The sequence below is a fragment of the Undibacterium sp. GrIS 1.8 genome (genome assembly GCF_040544445.1).
Taxonomy (GTDB): Bacteria; Pseudomonadota; Gammaproteobacteria; order Burkholderiales; family Burkholderiaceae_D; genus Undibacterium.
Genome location: NZ_JBEONQ010000004.1, coordinates 123,185 through 145,611, shown reverse-complemented (window position 1 = coordinate 145,611; position 22,427 = coordinate 123,185). Strand labels below are relative to the sequence as shown.

Genomic DNA, 22,427 nt, shown 5'->3' with positions numbered 1-22,427 from the left:
AACTCTGTAACGAAATAGCAGATTTAAATTTTCAACTCCAACCTCAGAGTCAAGGTTGTATACGTTTTGGCATTTACATTATCAGAATGATTAATGCCACCCGTCGTCACCGTACTCGAAGTAAAGTAATCATCAGCCAGCAAGTTATTAGCGGACAAACGTAGCTGGGTCGTTGGCGATACTTTCCATAAACCGTACATATCAATTTGACGTTTGACACCGGTACCGTTAATTTGTGTGTCACTAGACTGGATGACATACGCTGGAGTCCAGTTAATATTGCCACCGACTGTGACGGGCAATTTAGCAAGCCTGTAATCCAGCCCCATATTCGCCGTTTGTTTTGGCTGTTGATCAAGGCGATTATTCGGCCCCTGGATATCATCCACCTTGGACCAGAAGCGACTGTAATTACTGCGGAAATCAATCGCCGGGCCTTCAGGGAAAATCTCTTGCATCTGGAACTTTGCTTCCAGCTCTATCCCCTCAGTTGTCGCATGCCCGATATTCACCGGTGACGATACCCAACGCGCCCCTGTTGGCGTACTAACCAGCACGGTGCGGCGGCGTATTAGATCGTTGATGTCACGTGCGAACAGGTTAGCACTGACAATCCCGGCGCGATTGAGATAACGCTCAAACGCCAGATCGATCCCTTTGGATAATTCTGGCCGCAATGACGGATTACCCGTGCGATCCGGTTTGGTTGGGCTATTCAGCGTAGAGATTGAGGGCAAAGCGATCAAGTCGTTTAAGGCTGGTGCGCGATAACTATTGGTAAAGCTCATCCGTATCTGATCTTTACTATCTGGAATACGCCACACGGCGTGCAGCACCGGGCTCCATACACTGCTGGTATTTTGTACTTGCGTGTTGGTAGAAGTGGTGCTGGTCGTGCGTATGCCCTCCCAACGCAAACCGGCGTAGGCAGACCATTGCGGATAAATATCAAACTCATCTTGTATAAATGCCGCCAGATTGCGCGTGGTCGCGTTCAGGTTGTCGCCAGAGTCCGTAAATTGGGGCAAACCGTTATCCAGATAGACACGGGTCTGCTCACGCTTACCGGATTCGGCATCAACTCCGACTGCCAGGGTGTGGCTGCCACCCAATGGTTGGGTGTATTTACCGCCGACTTTAAGACTGCTGTCGCGAGTGTTATTGATGTCAATAATATTATCGACCAGCTTACCGCTGGCATCGAACTGAGTGCGCAGAGTTGAGCTGTCCATCGTGCCAAGGCCGCCGCCAAATTTGATATTCAGTTTGGCATTGTCTGCAAATTTATGCTGCCAGTTTCCGAAGCCTCGTGCGAAGGATGTGTCCGCAGTCGAATTCGCGCTGGCAGTTGCATACTGCGCTGGCAATCCTAAGCTTTGATCAACCTGGCTGGTGCTAAAAGAATTGCTCCGCGATTTGGTCAAAAACGGTTGCAACATCAGCGTGTCACCATTATCAAAACGGTAGTTTACTCTTGGCGTTAATTGAATACCGGTAGTGCGACGACTGGTTTCATCCGCTTGATTCTGAATCAAGCTAGGCTGTCCGGCGGGATCAAATTCTTGTGTCAGGGTGGTAGTCTGATCATGCTGCTGATTCTGGAAAATGGTTCCACTCAGCGCATAAGACATATTGCCGATCTGCCCCGGGTAGGTGATAGAAAGATTCGGCGCAGAACGACCTTGTTCAAAACTTTCAGATAATTTGATCTCAGTATCTTTTTGCTTATAGTCTTCACGCAAAACAATATTAATGGTGCCAGCAATTGCCTGGGTACTGTATTCGGCAACAGGACCTCGAATAATCTCAATCCGCTCAACCTGATCTGGCGACAAGGTATCCATCGAAAATCCACGCGGCGGCCGATCGCCATTCAATAAAATTTGTGTATAGCCGTTGCCCATACCGCGCATGCGGATATCACCACCACGACCAGGACGACCACCAACGGTCACACCGGGCAAGCGCTTTAAAATTTCACCGATCGTTGAGTCGCCGTTACGATCCAGCTCCTCACGACCAAAAATCATTTTTGCCGCAGTCGACATGCGACGCTCTTCCATATCCGACTGGCGAGTGCCGTCAATCGTGACGGTTTGGGCATCTTTCAGATTGGGGTCTTTAGTAGCGTTATCTGTTTTTTTATCAGACTTAGGGTCGACTTTAGGGTCGACTTTTTTCAGTAATCGATTTTGATCAGGCAAAGGTTTTTTGACTGGAACAGGCTCTTTATTATTTTCATCAGGCGCAGTCAGAGGATCAGCCTGAGCGAAGGCAATACCAGGGACAACGACATACGCCGCAAAGGCGCTAGCTAACGCCAACGATACGGCGCGTAAAGGAAATTTTTTGGACATGGTGCGGAGAGTTTTTAGGAATAAATTGCTGCCAAATCATTGATCAACTTTATTCATTCCTGACGGAATAACGCGGAGTAAACCCACGTCTAAACATGTTGATCAACTTATAAACTTGCAGCCACCTACGATTAATACTGGGTTGCTCGCATTGTATTTTCAAATACGAGCAACAAGCCAGCAAATCACCTCTTTGATTTGTATAGTATTGAAACAAGCGTCGTTAAGTCACAACGAGATGAAGCCTTATTGAAAAACTCACCAGATCATCTGGATAAAATCGTCCTGACCAACATCAGGATTTAGCGATCAGATAAAATATACTACTAATGAGTATATTTTAATCGTCCATATAAAGTCTGGACGATAAGCCATTTTCAATAAAAATAAAGGGGAGTATATTGAATCAACACCAACTAATCAGATGCCAATATAAAATTAAATGCTATTTTGCTGACGGCGAAATTGCCACAAAGCCAAGGAGCTGAACAACACCATAAATCCCAATTGCACAACAATTGGCAAAACCGCAGCTTGCAAGCCAAGGCCGCGCCAGGTCATCGCATCAAAACCATCTAGCGCCCAACGCGTCGGCACAATCAGCGTCAAATTTTGCAACCATTGCGGAAACAAAAATGAAGGAATCCACGCACCGCCCAGCATCACCATAATCAGCGTAGCAAACACGGCAATACCGCGCGCTGCCTCAGGCGTCTTACCAAAGGCGGCAATCAACAAGCCAAAACTAGCCGTCATCAAAGAAAAACTCAATGCGACTCCGACAAACCCGATATAGCTACCGGCAATTTGCACTTTAAAAACCACGCCAGCAACAGCAAAAATAACCCCCGTTAAAGCAAACGCAATCAGTGCACAAGAAAAGGCTCTGGCGGCTAGCAAGGTATTTAATCCCACTGGAGCGGCCAGCAAGCGATTCCATAAACCCAGACGGCGCGCAGCTAGCACACTGATGCCCGCGTCAATCGCCATAAAGAGGATAAATTGCACTGTCATCCCGGCAAATGAATGTGCATAGCCATTGTAATGTGCGACGACAGGATCACCTGCGACCATTGCCTGGTCTTTGGTGGTGAATGGCATAGACAAACCTGCTTCAGTTGCTGGTTTATCTACGGTGTTTGGCGATAAAGCAGCGGAGTCAGATGCCGCACTTGCAGTAGCAACCGTGCTGGTGTTTTTATCGCTACTCTTATCAGTATTTACATCTGTGGTTGCAGTTGTTGCGGTGGTTGCGGTGGTCGCAGCTGACCGGGTTTTGCTCTGAAATTTTTTCACACTACCTAAAAACTCACGCAGCTCTGGCTGACCGGCAGCCCGTTCTGGATCAGCATCTAGCTCTGTAATACTTTTATCTACCAGCGACAAACCCGATGCACCGCCAAACATTTCGGCACTGACATGCTGCATGACTTGCTGCGTCAACATCCCTTTGACCATTGCCAGAACAGCCGCTTGTGAAGGATCATAAAAAATCGGCAGTTCCGGTTTTTTACCAGCCCCAAATAAAGCAGCGCCTGCGGATTGACCAAAGCCAGCAGGGATCACGATCGCCACATTTAATTTACCTTTACGCACCAGGTCCTGAGCTGGCTCTAAAGCAAGCTCAGTCACTTGCAAATTCGGTTCGGTAATCAAGCCTTGAGCAATCTTCTGGCTAATGGGATGATTATCCTGCATCACCAGCGCGATCGGGATTTTGGCGGTTTCTTTATCGGAATTTCCGCCGGAGACAAAACCAAAAAATGCCCCGAGCACTATTGGCATCACCAGGGTCAACAACATCGCACGGCGATCAGACAAAAACAGAATCAGATCTTTGCGGATAAGGGCAATCAGAGCAGTCATGTTAGTTCTTTCAGAGCTTACAGTATGTGCAGATCAACAAGCTTTAATTGCAAGCGGCTTGGCTTAGTGATGTACTTATTGATGTAAATTTGTGGCTTAACTGAGTGAACGCAATTAGTCGCGCAAACTACGGCCTGTCAGCGTTAAAAAAATGTCTTCTAACTTCGTTTTAGCCGTAGCAAAATGCAAAGGCGCATAACCTTGCGCATTCAACCAATCCAACACAGGCAAAGCAAAGCTAGGGTTGATCAAAGCGATGTCTACATGTTCGTTATCCTTTGCATGCTGAACATGGCTGACGCCTGTTTGCTGACCAAGAGCGGCCAGAGTATCTGCCGACAAAGGACGATCTAAATCAACTTGCAAAGCGGCTTGTGCTGGCAAACGCTGGAACAAGGCTTGCGGGCTTTCGTCCGCGATGACTTTGCCATGATCAATAATCACAATATGGTCCGCAAGACGCTCAACCTCCTCCATATAGTGGCTGGTATAAATCAAGGCTCTGCCCTGTTTTTTGAGGACTTCTAAGCTATCAAAAATCGCGTTCCTGCTTTGCGGATCAACACCGACAGTCGGCTCATCAAGGATTAATAATTGCGGGTCATGCAGTAATGCTGCAGCGATATTCAAACGACGTTTCATACCACCAGAGAAGGTAGCAGACTTATCGCTAGCTCTATCTTTCAAGTTGACTAAATCCAGCACGATATCGCAACGAGATTTCAGAGCACTGCCAGACAAGCCGTACAGGGCACCAAATAATTTGAGATTTTCTAGCGCCGACAAATCGTCATATAAAGCCAGGTCTTGTGGCACCAGACCAATCTTATGCTTGACCGCATTATTGCCAGCACCAACTAATTGCCCATCCACTCTGACCTCGCCCTGATCCGACTTAAGCAAGCCACAAATCATGCTAACCGTGGTTGATTTGCCAGCACCATTTGGGCCAAGTAAACCCAAGGTCTGACCATGCTGCAAAGAGAAGGAAACTGTATCGACAACCTTACGTTGACCAAAAGACTTACTGAGGTTTTTGACTTCTAACAATAATGGATGCATATGTTTGCCCGTTTGATTAACTGCAAATTTAACTGCAAATAAGACAACAAATTATACTTGATCAATACTGGAATTTGCTTAATTTGGCAATAACTCATCCGTTGTAGCAACTGATGAGCCGATCAGTATCATCACGCTCAAGTTCAGACCTGTTAAGATTCTCGCCTTGATTAATTTTATAAAAATTATGAAACGCATCCACTTCATTCTTGCTCTGTTGCTAACTAGCTTACTCTCGACCTATGCTTTGGCGCAGTCCAACCCATGTACGGGCGAAACCAACGGTGGTAATAAGGCAGCAAGCACTCCTTGTACACAGAGCACTCCAAAGACGACATCGGTAGCGCCAGCAATATCTCCAACAACCTCGTCAACAAACGCGATGTTGATATCAATCCAAGATGATGCGCAGACAGTCGCCACAGCAATTGCAGCAAACGCCCCACCCGAACCACGTAGAGTTACCATACGAGACAACATTTATTTTAATGCAATATTCTGGCTGCTGGCAACCCTGGCACCCTTAGGTGCCCTGATGATGATCGTGCTGAATCTGATGGAGTATCGTCAAAGACGTGCGGATGAAATTGAACAGTGAGTGAACTAGATTTAACCTGGTTTTAACTGAGATTTCCGATCAGGCGTGCCAAAGATAAAAAAGCCCGACACCATCATGATGTCGGGCTTTTTTTATATATTAACGCTAAAAAATTAATCTGCGCGTTCAGCTAAATTCAAATTTAACTGAGAACGCATTACATCCTCGGTATCTGGACGCGGATTATTTCGCGCCGTTTCTAAGCGATTAAGATAATCTGGACTGACGTCACCGGTAACATAATATCCATCAAAGCAAGATGCCTCGATGTTGCGCAGATAAGGATTAACGTCAGAGATAGAACGCTTCATGGCGGCTACATCTTGGTACACCAGGGCATCTGCGGTAATTTCACGACAGACTTCATCTTCGCTACGACCGTAGGCGATTAACTCACTGCGGGTCGGCATGTCGATTCCATACACGTTAGGGAATTTTACTGGTGGTGCCGCAGAGGCAAAAATCACCCGCTTGGCACCGGACTCGCGTGCCATCTGGACGATCTCGCGGCTGGTGGTACCACGGACGATAGAATCATCGACCAGCAATACACTCTTACCAGCAAATTCCTGCTTGATCGCATTCAATTTCTGGCGCACCGACTTTCTGCGAATCGCCTGACCTGGCATCATAAAAGTACGGCCAATGTAACGATTTTTGATGAAGCCTTCGCGGTAATCCAGATTCAATTTCATTGCCAGTTCCATCGCTGATGGACGGGAAGAATCGGGAATTGGCATGACAACATCAATCTCACCATCGCGGAATTGATTGCGTACTTTGTCTGCCAGATATTCACCCATTTTTAAGCGCGTCAGATACACCGATGCGCCGTCGATAATGGAGTCCGGGCGGGCCAGATAGACGTATTCAAATGCGCAAGGATTGAGGGTGGGATTATCAGCACATTGTTCGTTGTACATTTTGCCGTCGAGATCAATAAAAATCGCCTCGCCCGGCTCAACATCACGTAGGAACTTAAAACCCAAACCATCTAAAGCAACCGACTCGCTGGCGATCATGTATTCGACACCATTTTCGGTATGCGACAACCCGATACACAAAGGGCGAATCCCGAACGGATCGCGAAATGCCAACAAGCCATAACCCGCGATTTGTGCAACTACCGCGTAAGAACCACGCACACGGCGATGCAACATAGATACCGCGCGGAACATGGATTGAGGATCAAGCGAATAACCACTGGTCACTTCCTGGATCTGGTGCGCCAGAATATTGAGTAATACCTCTGAATCAGAATCGGTATTCAAATGACGCATATCATTTTTGAATAACTCAATTTTGAGTTCATCAGCATTGGTCAAATTACCGTTATGTGCCAGCACAATACCAAAAGGCGCGTTCACATAAAACGGTTGTGCCTCTTCTTCGCTGGTTGAGCCTGCGGTTGGGTAGCGCACCTGACCGATACCGATATTGCCTGGTAAAGAACGCATATTGCGGGTACGAAATACATCTCGTACCAAGCCGTTTGCTTTATGCATTGCAAATTTATTGCCATGGCCCGTTGCAATACCAGCTGCGTCCTGACCACGATGCTGTAACAACAGCAAGGCGTCATACAGCAATTGATTGACGGGACTATTTGAAACTACACCGACGATGCCACACATGGTGGACTCCTAAAGAACAAATTAAAATCTAAAAGCTGACATGCCGCGTAATCGACGCAGGCAAAAATGGCATCACAGTTTGCGCCGACGTCACGACAATCGGACTGAGCAGCGCGTTGCGCCAGAATGGCTGTTGCGGAATCGATGTCATGCCACAAACCATCACTGCTGCAAGTACCAGAATACAGCCACGCGCCAAGCCAAACAAACCGCCTAAACCACGATCAGCCAGGCTCAGACCACTGGCTTTCAGCACGGCGTCTACCGCCATCATTAATAAGGACATTAGCAAACGTACGCCAATAAACAAGGCAATAAATGCCACGATTAAACGCAACATCTGCCCAGGGAACAGATCTGGCAAATAGCCAGCAACGGTTGCACTAAACGTATTGGCAACGACAAATGCCACTACCCAACTGACCAGTGACAACATCTCTTTTACCAGGCCGCGCATGGTGCTGATAACGATGGAGCAAATCAGTATAAACAACACCAGGTAATCAAATAAGGTCACAGCACATTCCTACTACCATCAATATGGGGTTCATCAGTTGGGAATCAACTTAGGGCTTAATCCAAGCTTGACCAGATTCGCAGTAGCCTTATCCGCTTCTTCCTTGCTTTCAAACGGACCTACGCGTATGCGCGTCACTGATTTGTCGCCATTAGGTGAAGTCGCCACTTTTTGTGTGTACGATTTAATCCCTGCAGCCTTCAACTTGTCTTGTACTTCGCTGATTTTTTCTGGGGTAGAAAAGGCACCTGCCTGAACCACGTATCCGCTATGTTCTTTGGTTTGAACTTCTGCTTTTGCCGCAGGTTTAACAGTTTTTCCTTCGAGTATTGCTAAAGCACGCGCAGCATCATCGTTTTGTTCAGAGGATTTTACCGGGGGTTTTATGACTGGTATTTTTGCCTCAACTTTAGTTTCTGGCTTAGTGTCGGCTTTAGTATCCGACTTCGTATCTATTTTTGTTTCAACTCTAGCTGATTTGGTTTCCGGCTTGAATTCTGGCTTGGCGTCTGTGGACACTTTCGGGTCGGACTTTGATTCAGGCTTGACCTCTGGCTTCGTAGACACTTTACTATCTGCAAGCGCAACGGCAGGCAAGGCAGCTACATCTTTGCTTGAAGCTTTAACTTGCGGCTTTTGTTGCGTCTGGGGCGGATCGATAATTTCTTCCAGAGGCTCAGCTGACTTGCTAGCTACTTTAGGCACTGCTATCTGCTCGGTTGCTGGCAATTTATCTTTAGAAGGAATCTGAATCGCGATGTCGTCAGCCAGCGGTTTTGGTTCTGAATCCAGAATCATTGGCAAGCCAATCACAGCGGCTAATACCAAAGCGATGGCACCAATCAAGCGACGGCGGGCACGTTTTTTTTCTGGCAATACAGGATCGGCAACTTTGCTTTTACGCGCATTATCTGAACGATCAGCGCGTTTGCTGCCACGTACGGGCTTGGTGTCGTCCTCTGCACGAGAACGGTATTCGCCATTATCCTGATCGGATGTTGTTTCTTGCTTTTGTTTAAAACGTGATAGCAAGCTCATGTGCAAGTATCTAAGTGAGTCGTGATCAAAAGCGAACTTCTAAAAATCCCATAATCGAGCGCATTGCGCTGTTGCAAAGCCTCGCAATACCGACGTATTGCTGCGGCTTGCGCCTAGCACCGCATCTCGATTAAAGGTTTTTAGAAATTCTCCCAAAAGATCACTAGTGGTTATTCTGCTTCCGCGCCCTCATCACACCAGCTACTGTGAGAAAAGAACCGAAGACCGCTATTCTATCATTTTCCCCTGCCTTACCGAGTGCAAAGGCATAGGCATCCTCTGGACTTGTGAAAGTTTGGATACTATGTTCCGCATCTTGCAAGGCACCTACTGCCAATAATCGTTCCTTTAAATGGTCAGCGCTGGCAGCGCGTGGCAAAGGCAAATCGGTGACACACCAGTGATCAATCTTGCCTTTAATCTGGGCAATAACGCCATCAATATCCTTATCCAGCATCGAGCCAAACACGGCATAGGTGTAGGCGTGAAATCCCATATTGTCGAAATTTTGCGACAGTGTCGCGGCCGCATGCGGGTTGTGCGCCACATCCAGCACGACCACCGGACGACCAGGCATGACCTGGAAACGTCCCGGCAAATCTACCATCACCAGCCCATTACGTACTTCTTGCGCGCCCACGGGCAAGCGATTTCTTAACGCCTCCAGCGCGGCTAATACAGCGGATGCATTCAGCAACTGATTCGCGCCGCGCAAACTCGGATAACCAAGCGAATTGCGACGTTGTACGCGACCACCAAAATTCCATTGTTGCTTATCGCCGGAATAATTGAAATCACGACCAAACAACCACAGATCTGCACCGATCGCGGTCGCATGCTCAATCAAGGATTGTGGCGGCACAGGGTCGCCGCAAATGGCAGTTCTGCCGGTACGGAAAATTCCAGCCTTTTCAAATCCAATTTTTTCGCGGGTATCCCCCAGATAATCCACATGATCAATATCGACGCTGGTGACTATTGAGACATCGGCATCAATCACATTGACCGCATCGAGACGACCACCCAGACCAACTTCCAGAATCACGGCATCTAATTTGGCATCTGCCAGCAATTTACAAATTGCCAGCGTGGTAAATTCAAAATAAGTTAACGAGATCGCAGGCTCCATCAACCTTGCTGCTTCTACCTCGGCAAACACATCGACAAACACCTGATCTTTGACTGATTCGCCGTGGATACGGGCACGCTCATTAAAATCTAAAAAATGGGGCTTGCTGTATAAACCGACACGATATCCAGCTTGCAATAAAATCGATTCCAGCATGGCGCAGGTGGACCCTTTGCCGTTGGTGCCACCGACAACGACGACTGGGCATTCGTAGCGAATATCCAAACGTTCCTTCACCGCGGCGACACGATCCAGGCCCATGTCGATTTCTTTGGAGTGACGAGTTTCTAGCAATGCCAGCCAATCCAGCAGATTGTCAGGCGTCGTCATAGAAGTAGAAGAATTAAGCGAATTGGTCATAAGATAAAAAAAGCCCGACAGAATCGGGCTCGTATTTAGATTTCTTTGAAATTTTAGTATGAAAAATAGACAAAAATTTACGATACCGCTTCTGCAGACTGGTTCTGCAACAAAGCCAGCAAACGAGCGATTTCTTCGCGCATTTTGCGACGGTCAACAATCATGTCGACTGCGCCTTTTTGCAACAGAAACTCCGAGCGCTGGAAGCCTTCTGGCAATTTTTCTCGGACTGTATTTTCGATCACGCGCGGACCGGCAAAACCGATCAGTGCCTTAGGTTCTGCAATTACAACGTCACCCATAAAGGCAAAAGAAGCAGAGACGCCACCGGTGGTCGGATCGGTCAATACAGAGATAAACGGTAATTTCTTTTCTGACAATTTCGTCAGCATCATTGTGGTTTTTGCCATTTGCATCAGGGACAAAACACCTTCTTGCATACGCGCACCGCCACTGGCAGTAATACAAATGAACGGAACTTTTTGGTCCAGTGCCGCTTGTGCGCCGCGCACAAAACGCTCGCCCAATACAGAGCCCATGGTACCGGCCATAAAGTCAAATACAAAGCAAGAGACTACGACAGGAACGGTCATGATAGAACCGCCCATGACGATCATAGAATCTGTCTCGCCAGTCGACTCTAAGGCATCTTTTAGGCGATCGGTGTATTTTAGGCTATCTTTGAATTTGAGGGTATCAATCGGTAAAACTTCCTGACCGATTTCATACCGTCCGCCAGCGTCGAGCAAAGCGTCAAGGCGTTCGCGTGCGCCAATACGCATGTGGTGGCTGCATTTTGGGCAAACATGGATATTTGCTTCCAGATCGGAGCGATACAGTACGGCTTCGCAGGAAGGGCACTTAACCCACAGCCCTTCGGGCATGGATTTACGGTGCGCAGATTCCGAGCGCTGAATGCGCGGTGGTAGTAATTTTTCTAGCCAACTCATAATTTCTCCTGAATTCGGCTTGCGATCACATAGATAACCATGTAGACATCGCAAGCATCATGTTCATTCTGGTGGAACAAACGCGGGGGACAAACAATCGTCAGCGCGTATTTTACTCGTCCAACGCCTGTCTGACACCAGAAATAAAGCTTTTTACTGCCGCGACAGCATTTTCACGCGGCGTCGTTTCTAGCTCTTGAATAATCCGAGAGCCTATCACAACCGCGTCGGAAACGGACGCAATTGCTCTTGCCGTTGCACCGTCACGTATGCCAAAACCCACGCCCACAGGGACTTTGACGTGTTTTTTGATGCGTGGAATCATGGCGGCGACAGCGTCTAAATCCAAGCTTCCCGACCCGGTTACGCCTTTAAGCGAGACATAATAAACATAACCAGTGGCAATTTTACCAACCTGAGCGATGCGCTCATCGGTCGAAGTGGGTGCCAGCAAGAAAATAGTATCCATGCCATTTTGCTGCATCTTATTGGCAAAATCTTCACATTCCTCTGGCGGATAATCGACGACCAAAACGCCGTCCACCCCAACTTCTGTTGCCGAGGCAATAAAGGCGTCTATGCCCATACGCTCAATCGGATTGGCGTATCCCATCAGCACAACTGGCGTGGTTTGATTGCTCAATCGAAATTCGCGGACGAATTGTAATACATCACGCAATCCAACTCCATGCAACAGTGCTCGCTCAGATGCGCGCTGTATCACCGGGCCATCCGCCATCGGATCAGAAAACGGCACGCCAAGTTCGATAATATCCGCACCGCCCTCAACCAGGGCATGCATCAACGGCACAGTCAGTGCAGGATCGGGATCGCCTGCGGTGATAAACGGGATCAAGCCTTTTTTGTTATTGGCAGCCAGCGCCGCTAAGGTCGTTTGTATTCTTGGCATGGTATTTTTCCTGCTAAATTTATAGTATGAATATGTAGCATGAGGGACAGCTAAGGTGCAGCTAAGGTGCAACTAAGGTGCAACTAAGGTGCAGCTAAGGTGCAACTAAGGTGCAACTAAGGTGCAGCCTAAAGTACTGCCTGAGCGTGTAACGAAAGCATTAGCACACTACACTTACACTGATCAAATCAATATACTCCACCTAGGTATTTATTAGCTGTCCAGAGATTATCTGGACAATAAGCCGATTTATCAAATATTTTAGGGGAGTATATTAAAATCCAGAGCAAACCCTGATCACTTAGAAGCGCTCTGGATGCAACATTACTGAACTTTCAATAAGGCTGTTAATAAAACTTCAGCCCAGCCTTTTCGGCCACCGTATGCATGTCCTTATCGCCACGACCCGACAAATTCACCAAAATGATTTTATCTTTAGGCAACGTCGCAGCGAGTTTGGCGGCGTAAGCGAGCGCGTGGCTCGATTCCAGGGCCGGGATAATGCCTTCAATCCGGCAGCAATCATGGAACGCCTGCAGCGCCTCGACGTCAGTAATCGTCACGTATTGAGCACGCCCCATATCCTTCAACCATGCGTGCTCTGGCCCCACGCCCGGATAATCCAGACCAGCCGATACCGAATGCGTCTCGATGACTTGGCCATTCGCGTCTTGCAGCAGATACGTGCGATTGCCGTGTAGCACGCCAGGTGAACCCGCCGTCAGCGACGCCGAGTGCTTGCCTGTTTCCATGCCCTCGCCTGCTGCCTCTACGCCGATTAATTGCACATTTTTTTGATCAATGTACGGATAGAAAATCCCAATCGCATTCGAGCCACCGCCGACACAAGCCAGCACAGCATCCGGCTGACGACCAGTCATTTCCGGCATCTGCCATAAGCATTCCTCACCGATCACAGACTGGAAGTCACGCACCATCATAGGATATGGGTGCGGACCAGCGACGGTACCAATGATGTAAAACGTGTTGTCAACATTGGCAACCCAGTCGCGCATCGCCTCATTCAGCGCGTCTTTTAAGGTCTTGGAACCCGACTCAACTGGCACTACGGTCGCGCCAAGCAGCTTCATGCGGTAGACGTTTTGCGCCTGGCGCTTGACATCTTCCGACCCCATATAGACCACACATTCCAGGCCAAAACGTGCGCAGATTGTGGCGGTTGCCACACCATGCTGCCCTGCCCCGGTTTCGGCAATCACACGCGGCTTGCCCATCCGTCTGGCGAGTAAAGCCTGGCCGATGACATTGTTGATTTTGTGCGCGCCGGTATGGTTTAAGTCTTCGCGCTTGAAATAGATTTGCGCACCGCCATTGATTTCCGACATGCGCTTGGCGTGATACACCGGTGACGGACGACCGACAAAGTGATGCAGCTCATCGCGGAATTCGGCTAAAAATTCCGGATCGTTTTGATAGCGTGCGTAATTTTCTTTTAAGTCAGTCAGCGCATGGGTCAGAGTTTCTGACACGAAGGTGCCGCCATATTGGCCAAAATGACCACGCGCATCAGGAAAATTGTATTCAGCCGCGTGGAAAATTGCTTGCGGATTAGTTTGCAAACCCGGCTGGGTTGGCGACAAAGGATTGATCGTGCTCATGATTTTACTTTCAGTGGCAATTAGCTCAGCACATTAACCAAGTTTAGGGTCTAGGCTCATAGAGTCTAAACTCATAGTACCTAAACTGATTAACAAAGCTGTTTTGCTAGTTTTCATTGTCTGCCAAGCGCACGGCCTCAATAAAAGCACGTACCTTGACATCATCTTTAATCCCTTTGCTTAGCTCGACACCACTACTGATGTCGACCGCAAACGGACGAACCTGACACACTGCGTCAGTCGCGTTTTGCACGCTCAAGCCACCACTTAAAACGACCCGAGGCGCGAGTTCTTTTGGGATGAGAGACCAATCAAAAACCTTTCCACTACCTCCGTAAGCATCGACGAAGGTATCAAGCAATAATCCGGCAAACAAAGGGCTTGCCGCACGATATTCTGATTCGCATTCTAGCAAATCAGCTGCGCTTGTGGTGGGCTTGACCCGAAAAGCTTTAATAAATGGGCGGTTCACAGCGCTGGCAAGGGCGTGACATTGCGCAGCCGTCTCATCACCGTGGAACTGCAATAACTGCAGCGGCACCACAGCCACCGTCGCCTGCAACTCCTCAATCGTCGCATTCACAAACAAACCGACCGACATCACAAATGGCGAAATCTCCTTAACCAAACTCGCCGCCACTGCGGGCGTGACATATCGCGGACTAGGTAGATAAAACACAAAGCCCAAGGCATCCGCACCCGCGGCGACCACACGCCGCACATCGTCTGCCTGCGTCAAGCCGCAAATTTTTATTCTGGTTTTACAGTTTTTATGAAACATGTTGATACTTTCGAATACAGAAACACGGCGATAGCTGAGATAATCAATTTTCTGACACGCTAACCTTCTTGCGAATATTACCCCATGCCCTCAGCCAACGACCATTTGCCAAGCGACCCAGCGCTACAGATCAGTAATTTATTCGGACTAGATATTCGAGCCTGTACATTTGATGAGGCAACGATACATTTGCTAGAGGTAGCCAGCCAGCGCAATCATGCCAGCCGCATCGTCGTCACGCCCAATGTCGATCACGTCGTCAAGCTAGATAGTGACCCGACATTTAAAGCGCAATACGCCGAAGCCGACTATATTTTTGCCGACGGCATGCCAATTATCTGGGCCAGCAAAATGGCCGTAACACCGCTGCCAGAACGCGTTACCGGTGCCGATTTATTTGTCTCGCTGTGCCAAGGCGCAATACAAAAACAACTATCGATTTTTGTCATAGGAGGACAACCGGGACAAGAAGCCGCGCTATTAGCATCGTTCGCACAAACCTACCCCGGCTTAAAAGTCAGTATTTTTTGTCCATCGATGCAATTCTCCGCAGACGGTGAAGAAGGCGCAGAAGCCATGCGCCTGGTCCAGCAAGCACAACCCAACATCGTCTTTGTTTGTCTAGGTATGCCAAAACAAGAACGCTGGTGCCTGCGCTATCGCAAAGAATTTACGGAGAACAATGCACCGCTGCTACTCTGCGTCGGCGCCGCCATGGAATTCGCTTTAGGGCAAAAAAAACGCGCCCCGCAATGGATGCAAAAAATCGGCATGGAATGGTTCTGGCGCCTAGCCAGCGAACCGCGTCGTCTGTGGCAACGTTATACGACGCAGGGGGTGAAATTTATTGGGGTGCTTCAGCGCGAGCGGCAGCGGGAGCAGCGTCGGTCTAAATAAATGTGGCGTTTGTTGTTAAATTGCTGCGATTTTCAGATGAAAAAATGGAAGAAATTGACGTGACATCTAATGGAAACAAAAATACGTTAGGAAACAATTTGCGTAATTCATTGATCCTATTTTTGCTAGGTACAGTTTCGACATTGGTTACGGCGACCGGTATTCAGTACTCGAACTTATCTGGCACTTCTTCCGTTTGGGGTGCAACACCTTACGATAATGAACAATCGGCTCAAGAACGGCATGACACTCATTATTACATGTATATAAAAGGTAGCTCAGCCCAAGATTTATACAACACTATGAAGGTAAAGTCGTCACAAGAAGAATGTCACGGTGAGGGATCAAGGACTAAACGCATACAGAATATATCGTGTACTAAACTAGCAAAATCTAAGGGTTACGAGTGTTCTTTTGCGATAAATGTCGCTATTCAGAAAATTGAAAATGCTGATACTTGTCCTCACTAATCGATGTGGGTATGTATGTAATGGCATTGATATTCCTAATCTTGCATGTGCCAACTTTGGACCCGATGCGGTGCGTGGCACGCACCCCACGCTTGCTAACCAGCAGGTTGAATTGATGGTCAGAAACAGCTGGCTGCTCACCTTTAAAGTTAGCCATCAAACTTGGAGTCATCGCACAATATGAGTTTAGATCGAACAAAAACGCTTATTCATCATGGCATTCATAGAGAAAATCCAATAGGAAGTCTGATTCATGTGCTTAAGTCGGCTATTGAACTTGTCGCAATTCCAGATAATGACTTTTGCTGGTCCTCATGGAAAGATAGAGAGGACGCTGAAAGTGAAATTCAAAACCTAATCAATATAATAGAAAATGGTCATTTACCTGAGAAGGTAAAAATCTCAGTGCTTTTCGCTCTCACTGGACCACTCCAAGAAGTAAGTTTGAGCAGCGGCTGGGCTGAAACGTTTCTAAAAGTTTCGGATAAATATGAAGAAGTTGAAGCATTATTGTGGTGAGGTGGCTATTAGGATGATCGATCCGATTATGTCGGTTATCATTTCAAAATGAAAATTAAATCAAGTTAGGGTACACAGATGCGTAACCAATTTGGTCTTTCACGATCGATTCCCGAAAACATTAAGCGACAGGTGCGTCAACGTTGTGGTTACGGCTGTGTTCTTTGTGGTGCCGCAATTGTTGAATACGAACATGTGCGTCCCGAGTTTGCCAAAGCTAAAGTTCATGATCCTCACGGAATAGCTCTGCTTTGCCCTACTTGTCATGCGAAGAAAACGCGTAATTTCCTGTCCACCAAAAGGGTCCTTGAAGCAATGGAGAAACCCGCAGCGAAAGAAAGCGGCTTTGCATTTTCCGATCTTGAAGACAATAAAACCCAACCGTACATCATCCTTGGGGGGATGACACTTAGAAACTGTCCAACACCGGTAGAGGTTAGAGGCATCCCCCTTATCCGTATTGAAAATGCCGAAATGGATCATGCTCCTTTTCAAATCTCAGCTAGTTTCTTCGATCAAAGTGGTCTGCCAAGTCTCTTGATTCATCGTAATGAATGGAAGGTTAGCTCTAATGCTTGGGATGTAGAAGCAGTCGGCGGCAGGATTACGGTTCGCACAGGGCGAGGAGAAGTGGCTCTGCGGCTGTTACTTGATCCTGGTGAAGGTGTAATTGTTGAAGTAATCAAAATGTATTGTGGTGGTTACTTGTTTGAAGCGAATCGTGGAATATTGGAGGTCGTTGCACCCGGCGGTAGTCGCATGTCTTTTACTCAATGTCTCGCGGACAATTGCACCGTAGGATTGAGTCTGAATTGACAGCAAGTATAGGGTGCGTTCCGCGCACCGTCTTTAAAAATACTCCCTATGTGTATATTTAACATGTCCATGCATTAACTAGACGAAAAGACATATTTACACCAATTTACAGGGGAGTATATGTAATGACACTAATATTCTTAAATTTGCATATGCAAATTTTGCACCTACTACGGTGCTACGCTTGCCTGGTCATGCAAACGTGAACTTGTAGACGTGATGTTTTTGTCCATTTGGCTATACTACCTATCTAATCAGTTCAACCAGATACAACTCACATTCATGAGCATTTCAAGAAACGCAAAGCGAGCTTCTTTTTTTTGTTCCGTCGGTTATCATTGCAAAATGAAAATTAAAGCACATTAGCGAACATGCCCAACTTAAAAATTGCCCGTGTGAAGTGGTGGCTTGGTTTTCTCCTTTCTGCGTTTCTGCCGCTTTGGCTCATCGCAATAGTTCTCAACTTCGGCGGATGGATTGTCGAAGACTTGGACTATGGCTTCTACGAGCTCTTTGTGTTTTTAAGTTTCATGACGGCGCTTGTATTGAGTATCCATTTTTTACGAAAACCCGATCGTTTTTTTGGTCTGCGCTTTGCGACTGGATGGGTATTGGGTATATTACTAACGCTTGGTTCTTGTACAACGATGGTCAGTTCTAGCTGCGGGCCTGAAACAATGAGGCTTGGAAAAATGTGGTCAAAGCAGGAAGTTCAGTATGGAACAGCAGGTGGCTGTGATGCTGTCGCGCTAACAAATCAATCAACCCGGACGCGCTGAAGCGCGCCCGTCATCTCCACGTTAAATTTCAAAATGCTTAGCCTGTCTGCGAGAACTCGAGATCTAATACGTCAAGGCATGATTGCTGTGACTACAGTCGTTGTACTTGTGCTGTCAGCAAATTGGCCAAAGTACTCATACGTAATCTGGGGTATTTTTTTAAGTGGGATAGCCGTACTTTTGTATGTGGAACTAAGAAAGCCGGTAAATTACGATTCAATTGTAATTTCTGAGATAACGATAAATTACTCGTCGTCTGGTCAAAGTAGAATCATTCCTTTCAAAGATATCTCAAAAGTAATTTTTGCTCGAGAAAAAGCACTATTTCCAGATCTAACAGGCCCGTATATTGAGTCCAAATGGATGGTTGTGATGACTGACGGGGGATTCATTGAGATTATGGATGAGTGGCCTCATAGAAGGCTTCTTTTACTAGCGTTTGAAAAACATCTGATAGGCTTCAACCGTAGCGCTGCTAAGGCAGGAATAAAGGCTTCTAAGGAAGGAAATTGGAAATGTTTTCGATCGAATACGTAATAGCCATGTGCAAGAAATTTAACATGGCATTCGAAAATGACGCGCGAGAAAGCGTTTCCTTTAATTTGATTGATTGGCGAGCGCATCTCTCAATTCAACGTTAGCCATCATGAATACGCCTATTGTAACCCGTCCGCTGACTGAGCAAGAGCGTGACCTCGCCCAATGGATGCTTGCGCATGGAAGCGCCGAAGCTGTTGCATTTGAAGCGCAGCTGGCGCACGCTGAAGCCACCACATGGCGCTGCTCTTGTGGCTGCGCCAGCTTTAACTTCAAGATCGAAGGCAAGTCGATAGCTCCACCTGGGGTACATGTCCTTGCAGATTTCATTGTTGGTGAAGGCGACGAAATGTTTGGGGTCTTCATTTTTGAAAGCGGAGGAACATTAAGCGGCCTAGAGGTTTACAGCTTGGCGGCTGATGCGCCACAGTTACTTCCCACGCCCTACCAATTGCGCCCTTGGTCAAAACCCAATTCTGCTTCGGTCTGAAAGGTTCGAGGCGATGGTCACATTGATGGCTAACAGGTCGGCCCACGCGGACACACAGCAGCAAGTTTCCGCTGCGCGGCGATTGCTGTGTGCCAATGGCCTCCAACGTTAAGCGTCAAATCATATGCTTCCGAAGCCCCAATTCACAGCCGAGTTGAAATTTCATTTCCGGGAACATGGACCGGAACGGCGTCATTGGTTTTTGTTTGACGAATCTCTTCATCGACGAGTCCCAATGGCAATGGATGGAGTTGAAGGCCTCAACACCGTAGGGATGTGGATTGAGTCACCCGGAACGTTCAAAGCTGGTGATTTAGCGTGTGTTCGTTGCGTCGTACTTGCACCTGAACTATTTAGCCATGTTGTCAAGCCTGGAGTAAAGTTCGAGCTATGGGATGGAGGATTCCTAGCGACTGGTACAGTTCTTGAACGGAATGAGGAAGGTTGGCCGCATGACGCTTAACAGGATGGTCGATCGGACTGGCCGAAATTCGATTCAGTATTTATTAATTGTGTGGGCGGCCATCCGCTCACCGTTGCGTTAGGCGGCGCAAACACACATGTTCTTGCCACCCGAACTCGCTCTTCTCGGCCTTGTCGGCGCCTGCCTCGGCCTGATCGCATTCAGGCTAATGCGGCGTTCGATGCTGCGAGCAGCCGAGAGCGCGCCACCGCAGGCTTTCCGTACATCGAAGCAGCGTGCCCTGCATTGGCTCTCCCTACTATGCCTTCTGCAACCATTGCTCTACATCTTTGGCGTAGATGGAACTCATTTTTTTCCGGTAGTTGCCGTACTGTGCTCGCAGGCTGCATTCATGCTCTTGCTCCGCCTGCTTGGTGTCAGGTATGTCCATCGGCTCTTCCTGCTCCCATTGGTTGCTTTCGCATCAGCTGCAATTGGCGCCGTAGCGTTTGCTTGGCCAGTGCTCCAGGCCACGGAGTTTGGCGCCGCCCCTTGGCTCCTGCTCTGCGTCTCAGCCGCCTTCGTGGCCGCGAGCGGCGCTCTGTCCATACAGTCCTTCCCAGTTGGGTATGGCGAGCGCGCACGATGAATGCGACGCATAACCGGTCGCGCCATCGGATGGCTTCGCCGCCCGCTGAGCTCGCAAGTTAAATATTGAATTATGACTCTCGAAGATTTTAAAGTTGATTTTAAGCACGTTAATTTGAGAACACTGTTTAAGGATTGGGAATGGCTTATTGGAAATAACTTCAGCCCAATTATATTGACAGCGCTAGGCGATGCCTTCTTCAAAAATACGATTGATGGAACAATTTATTTTCTTAATGTCGCATCACATCAATTCTGGAAAGTTTCTGAATCGAGCGATGATTTTGGAGAACTTTTATCGAATAGTGACTTTATCCGTGAATACTTTAATACACAGATCATTGGCGAGCTAAAGCAAGGTGGTATGTTGCTTAACGAGGACGAAATTTATAGCTTTAAGTTAACACCTAGTTTGGGTGGTGAGTATGCGGCAGCCAACGTTGAAGTATCTAATATCGAGGTTCATTATTCGTTTGCCGGCCAAATAGCGTTTCAAATCAAAGATCTCCCCGAGGGTGCGCCAATTGGTAAGATAGTACTTAAGCATCCCTCTAAATTTAAATGGAAGTTTTGGCAATGAGAGCCAAATTTAACTTAACGCTCAACTCGGAAACTGCGCATATGGTCATTTCCACGATCAACACTTTATCAACCGTTTACTTTTCGGTCTGCGATGATTGTGCGCAGTTCCGTGTAGCTCAACGTTAGGGATCACCCCATGAAAGCCATGCTGCTGTCTGCTTTACTACTGTTCGGGTCATCTACCTTCGCTGCAGAGCCCAACATTAACTGCAAAATCGGCCCCGTAACCAAGACCTTTGGAGGATCTTCATGGCTTGTATTTGGGTGTAGCGATAAGCGTTCAGTTGTTGTTGTCACGGCGTCGGGCAGCATAGCAGCTCCGTTTTATTTCATGTTCGCTTTCGGCACGAGTGGCTACAAGCTATATGGCGAGGGTACGGGCAACAAAGCGGCAACTGATGCAGCCTACAAAGATCTCATAGAGCTTTCAGCATCTCAGATTGATGGTCTGTTTAGTGAAGCTTCTCGTCCAAATACGGTGTCTCTGCAGGAAATAAATATCACCGCTGACTCCGCGCGAGGCTGGCTTCCGTCCGTGGATCAGCGGGCGCAGGTACCTCAGGTCGTTCAAAATTTCCTTTCCGCGCTGGACAGTGGTCATGAAATAAAGGCTTACGACTTTATGACGGAAGGGCAGAAGAAATCGATACCGTTCGCTGAGTTTGCTAATCGGTTATCACAATTTAATGCTCAGGCGGGGCCAGTTAAAGAAAGACGAATTGTCAAAATCACTTGGACAAAAGATCCTGTCAACGCTCCTGCTGCTGGCATCTACGCTGCCGTTGATCTTGTAAGCCGATTCACAAACATTGATCGTCACTGTGGCTACATGGTGCTTTATCAAAGTGACTCACGAGCACCGTTTCTGGTCATGCGCCAGGAAGATAATTACTTTACCAACGAGCAGGCAAAGCAAACTGAACTTAAGCAATCACACGAAGCAGTTGATAAGGTTTGGGCAAAACTTGCACAAAATTGCCCGAACTATGACGGACACGAAACGAAATGAAAATCATCACACTACACATATACGTTCGTTATCACCCCTAACTCAACACTCGACCGGGAATCGCCAATGAGCATTTCATTTCTTTTAAATCCGCTTATAGCGATCCCGTCAGCTAGGCAAATTCGCATAACGCGTCGAACAGATCCAAACGCCGAATCCCGAGACGGAGCCACAAAGTTGACTATCATCATTTTTGTGCCCCTAAAGACTTTCGATTCCATTTTTTATGAATTGGCAGCATCAGACGAAATTCATTATTTTGAGTGATACAACAATGAGCGTTTTCAATTTTCCTCAACGGTCAATCAGAATGTTGTTTTGTCGCGCGATCACAGCGGCGGCCATTCTACATGTGGCGAGTTTGAGTTTACCGGTAGCGGCGGCAGACTTACTTATAAAAAGTGCCGGGAGGATGCCCAACGAGGCTGCAAACGGGGCAGCGATCGCAATTGAAGG

General features: G+C 47.6%; 20 protein-coding genes. 8 read left to right on the top strand and 12 right to left on the bottom strand.

What is annotated here, in order from left to right; genetic code table 11:
• Window positions 1–23: 23 nt before the first annotated feature.
• The 3 genes from AAKU64_RS03320 to AAKU64_RS03310 form a co-directional block, all read right to left on the bottom strand.
• Window positions 24–2,357 (bottom strand): TonB-dependent receptor plug domain-containing protein, encoded by a 2,334-nt coding sequence (locus tag AAKU64_RS03320; protein WP_354361414.1) that lies wholly within the window; start codon window positions 2,355–2,357, stop codon window positions 24–26.
• 438 nt (window positions 2,358–2,795) lie between these two features.
• Window positions 2,796–4,223, bottom strand: coding sequence for an ABC transporter permease (locus AAKU64_RS03315; protein ID WP_354361412.1), 1,428 nt, complete (start codon window positions 4,221–4,223; stop codon window positions 2,796–2,798).
• Window positions 4,224–4,337: 114 nt separating this feature from the next.
• On the bottom strand, window positions 4,338–5,285 hold the full coding sequence (locus tag AAKU64_RS03310) for an ABC transporter ATP-binding protein (protein WP_354361410.1): 948 nt from the start codon (window positions 5,283–5,285) through the stop codon (window positions 4,338–4,340).
• A gap of 187 nt (window positions 5,286–5,472) precedes the next feature.
• Between AAKU64_RS03310 and AAKU64_RS03305 the strand changes: the two genes are divergently transcribed.
• The gene (locus AAKU64_RS03305) at window positions 5,473–5,883 is read left to right on the top strand and encodes a hypothetical protein (RefSeq protein ID WP_354361408.1); all 411 of its coding nucleotides are present in this window, start codon (window positions 5,473–5,475) and stop codon (window positions 5,881–5,883) included.
• A 113-nt stretch (window positions 5,884–5,996) separates the two neighbouring features.
• On the opposite strand, the gene purF is transcribed toward AAKU64_RS03305, so the two are convergent.
• The 8 genes from purF to AAKU64_RS03265 form a co-directional block, all read right to left on the bottom strand.
• A complete protein-coding gene (gene purF / locus AAKU64_RS03300) occupies window positions 5,997–7,517 on the bottom strand; it encodes an amidophosphoribosyltransferase (protein ID WP_354334184.1) in 1,521 nt (506 codons plus the stop codon).
• Between the two features lie 28 nt (window positions 7,518–7,545).
• The gene (locus AAKU64_RS03295) at window positions 7,546–8,034 is read right to left on the bottom strand and encodes a CvpA family protein (protein ID WP_354334186.1); all 489 of its coding nucleotides are present in this window, start codon (window positions 8,032–8,034) and stop codon (window positions 7,546–7,548) included.
• A gap of 33 nt (window positions 8,035–8,067) precedes the next feature.
• Window positions 8,068–9,072, bottom strand: a complete 1,005-nt coding sequence (locus AAKU64_RS03290) for an SPOR domain-containing protein (protein WP_354334188.1) — start codon at window positions 9,070–9,072, stop codon at window positions 8,068–8,070.
• A 163-nt stretch (window positions 9,073–9,235) separates the two neighbouring features.
• Entirely contained in the window at window positions 9,236–10,531 is a 1,296-nt protein-coding gene (gene folC / locus AAKU64_RS03285) for a bifunctional tetrahydrofolate synthase/dihydrofolate synthase (protein ID WP_354334190.1), read from the bottom strand.
• A 107-nt stretch (window positions 10,532–10,638) separates the two neighbouring features.
• Entirely contained in the window at window positions 10,639–11,511 is an 873-nt protein-coding gene (gene accD / locus AAKU64_RS03280; RefSeq protein ID WP_354361406.1) for an acetyl-CoA carboxylase, carboxyltransferase subunit beta, read from the bottom strand.
• Window positions 11,512–11,623: 112 nt separating this feature from the next.
• Window positions 11,624–12,421: a tryptophan synthase subunit alpha gene (trpA, locus tag AAKU64_RS03275; RefSeq protein ID WP_322119238.1), complete on the bottom strand. Its 798-nt coding sequence runs from the start codon at window positions 12,419–12,421 to the stop codon at window positions 11,624–11,626.
• A gap of 347 nt (window positions 12,422–12,768) precedes the next feature.
• Window positions 12,769–14,040 carry a tryptophan synthase subunit beta gene (gene trpB, locus AAKU64_RS03270; RefSeq protein ID WP_354334194.1) on the bottom strand — a complete coding sequence of 424 codons (1,272 nt, stop codon included), beginning with the start codon at window positions 14,038–14,040 and terminating at the stop codon, window positions 12,769–12,771.
• 106 nt (window positions 14,041–14,146) lie between these two features.
• Window positions 14,147–14,821: a phosphoribosylanthranilate isomerase gene (locus AAKU64_RS03265; protein ID WP_354334196.1), complete on the bottom strand. Its 675-nt coding sequence runs from the start codon at window positions 14,819–14,821 to the stop codon at window positions 14,147–14,149.
• A gap of 84 nt (window positions 14,822–14,905) precedes the next feature.
• Here AAKU64_RS03265 and AAKU64_RS03260 point away from each other — a divergent pair, with 84 nt between their 5' ends.
• The 5 genes from AAKU64_RS03260 to AAKU64_RS03240 all read left to right on the top strand — a co-directional run bounded on the left by AAKU64_RS03260 (window position 14,906) and on the right by AAKU64_RS03240 (window position 19,329).
• Complete coding sequence (locus AAKU64_RS03260) at window positions 14,906–15,718, top strand: WecB/TagA/CpsF family glycosyltransferase (RefSeq protein ID WP_354334198.1); 813 nt, start codon at window positions 14,906–14,908, stop codon at window positions 15,716–15,718.
• Between the two features lie 650 nt (window positions 15,719–16,368).
• On the top strand, window positions 16,369–16,707 hold the full coding sequence (locus tag AAKU64_RS03255; RefSeq protein ID WP_354361404.1) for a hypothetical protein: 339 nt from the start codon (window positions 16,369–16,371) through the stop codon (window positions 16,705–16,707).
• Between the two features lie 78 nt (window positions 16,708–16,785).
• Window positions 16,786–17,523 carry an HNH endonuclease gene (locus AAKU64_RS03250; RefSeq protein ID WP_354361402.1) on the top strand — a complete coding sequence of 246 codons (738 nt, stop codon included), beginning with the start codon at window positions 16,786–16,788 and terminating at the stop codon, window positions 17,521–17,523.
• 371 nt (window positions 17,524–17,894) lie between these two features.
• The gene (locus tag AAKU64_RS03245) at window positions 17,895–18,302 is read left to right on the top strand and encodes a hypothetical protein (RefSeq protein WP_354361400.1); all 408 of its coding nucleotides are present in this window, start codon (window positions 17,895–17,897) and stop codon (window positions 18,300–18,302) included.
• 646 nt (window positions 18,303–18,948) lie between these two features.
• Window positions 18,949–19,329: a hypothetical protein gene (locus AAKU64_RS03240; RefSeq protein WP_354361398.1), complete on the top strand. Its 381-nt coding sequence runs from the start codon at window positions 18,949–18,951 to the stop codon at window positions 19,327–19,329.
• Window positions 19,330–20,051: 722 nt separating this feature from the next.
• On the opposite strand, the gene AAKU64_RS03235 is transcribed toward AAKU64_RS03240, so the two are convergent.
• Window positions 20,052–20,183 carry a hypothetical protein gene (locus tag AAKU64_RS03235; RefSeq protein ID WP_354361396.1) on the bottom strand — a complete coding sequence of 44 codons (132 nt, stop codon included), beginning with the start codon at window positions 20,181–20,183 and terminating at the stop codon, window positions 20,052–20,054.
• A 270-nt stretch (window positions 20,184–20,453) separates the two neighbouring features.
• On the opposite strand from AAKU64_RS03235, the gene AAKU64_RS03230 reads away from it, so the two are divergent.
• Together AAKU64_RS03230 and AAKU64_RS03225 are read left to right on the top strand one after the other, a co-directional pair.
• Window positions 20,454–20,960 carry a T6SS immunity protein Tdi1 domain-containing protein gene (locus AAKU64_RS03230; RefSeq protein ID WP_354361394.1) on the top strand — a complete coding sequence of 169 codons (507 nt, stop codon included), beginning with the start codon at window positions 20,454–20,456 and terminating at the stop codon, window positions 20,958–20,960.
• A gap of 138 nt (window positions 20,961–21,098) precedes the next feature.
• Window positions 21,099–21,971, top strand: coding sequence for a DUF4019 domain-containing protein (locus AAKU64_RS03225; protein ID WP_354361392.1), 873 nt, complete (start codon window positions 21,099–21,101; stop codon window positions 21,969–21,971).
• Window positions 21,972–22,427: the final 456 nt, after the last annotated feature.